The organism is Rhizobacter sp. P3_B12 (genome assembly GCF_056402895.1).
Genome location: NZ_JBFUGN010001393.1, coordinates 1 through 1,227 on the forward strand (window position 1 = coordinate 1; position 1,227 = coordinate 1,227).

2 protein-coding genes and 1 pseudogene are annotated in these 1,227 nt (G+C 68.0%); all 3 read left to right on the forward strand.

Translation table 11 applies throughout. The annotated features are described in order from the left end of the window. Window positions 1-112, forward strand: a pseudogene (locus AC1D01_RS35510) (peptide-methionine (S)-S-oxide reductase MsrA); the annotation flags it as partial. 216 nt (window positions 113-328) lie between these two features. Then, complete coding sequence (locus AC1D01_RS35515; RefSeq protein ID WP_477874336.1) at window positions 329-922, forward strand: Spy/CpxP family protein refolding chaperone; 594 nt, start codon at window positions 329-331, stop codon at window positions 920-922. Window positions 923-1,032: 110 nt separating this feature from the next. Beyond that, window positions 1,033-1,227 (forward strand): response regulator transcription factor (locus AC1D01_RS35520; protein WP_477874338.1); only part of this gene is annotated, 195 nt, incomplete at its 3' end.

The window sequence follows — 1,227 nt, forward strand, 5'->3', positions numbered from 1 at the left end:
GCCGTACATCGTCTTCAACGACCTGCCCAAGCTCGACGACCTGAAGCGCCTGTTCCCGCAGGCGTGGCGCGCCGAGCCGGTGCTGGTGGCATCGAAGTCCGCAGCCAGCTGATCAAAAAAAAGCCAGCGGCCCGGGAAGGGACCGCTGGCGGGATCAAGGTTGGCAGTGGCAACTGCTGCACGGATGATACTGTATAAAAAAACAGCCCAGGCCAGATCACCCGCAAACCATTCACAGATCTTTACCCCCCAGCCAATCCCGCTTCACCCCCGCCCGCGACCATTCATTCCATCGACCCACCTCCCGCGGGTCTTGTTGGAGAAGACGATGAGCGACGTGAGCACTTTCGACGCGCTGCCGCAGGACAAGCCGCGCGGCATCAAGCGCCTGCTGGGCGGCATGCTGCTGGCAGTGGCCGGCACGGTGGCCCTCTCGGCGTGGGCCCAGAACCCCCCGCCGGGCCCCGGCTTCAGCCACGGTGCCCGCATGCACCACACCGGCATGGGYGGCCCCGGCATGTTCATGGGCCGGCCCGAGCAACTCAACCGCATGGTCGATCGGATGCTCGACGGCGTCGGCGCCAGCGAGGCGCAGCGCACCCAGATCAAGCAGATCGTGCAGGCCGCGGCCGCCGACCTGAAGACCCAGCACGAATCGGCCAAGGGGCTGCACGAGAAGGGCCTGCAACTGCTGGCCGCCCCGACCATCGACGCCGCCGCCGTCGAATCGCTGCGCCAGCAGACCGAGGCCCAGCACGACCAGGCCAGCCGCCGCATCACGCAAGGCCTGATCGACGTCGCCAAGGTGCTGACGCCCGAGCAGCGCACCAAGCTGGCCCAGCGCATGAAGATGCGCGAAGACCAGATGCGCGATCGCATGCAGCGCATGCAGCACGACAAGCCCGCCGCGGCCCCGAAGTAACTCACCGCGCCCAAGACGGACCGCAAGTTGTGATCTCATTGCGACCTGCCACTTCCAGTGGCCCGCGGCCCGGTGCCGCGGGCCCTTCGGCCTTGGAGGCTGACCGACCCATGACATCCCGCGTGCTGTTGATCGATGACGATGCCCGCCTCTCCGCAATGGTGGGCGACTACCTGCGCGGCTCCGGCTTCGAGGTGGAAACCGCCGGCTCGCTGGCCGCCGGCCGCGAGCGCCTGGCCGGTGCCGGCTACGACGCGCTGGTGCTCGACCTGATGCTGCCCGACGGCGACGGGCTCGACCTGTGC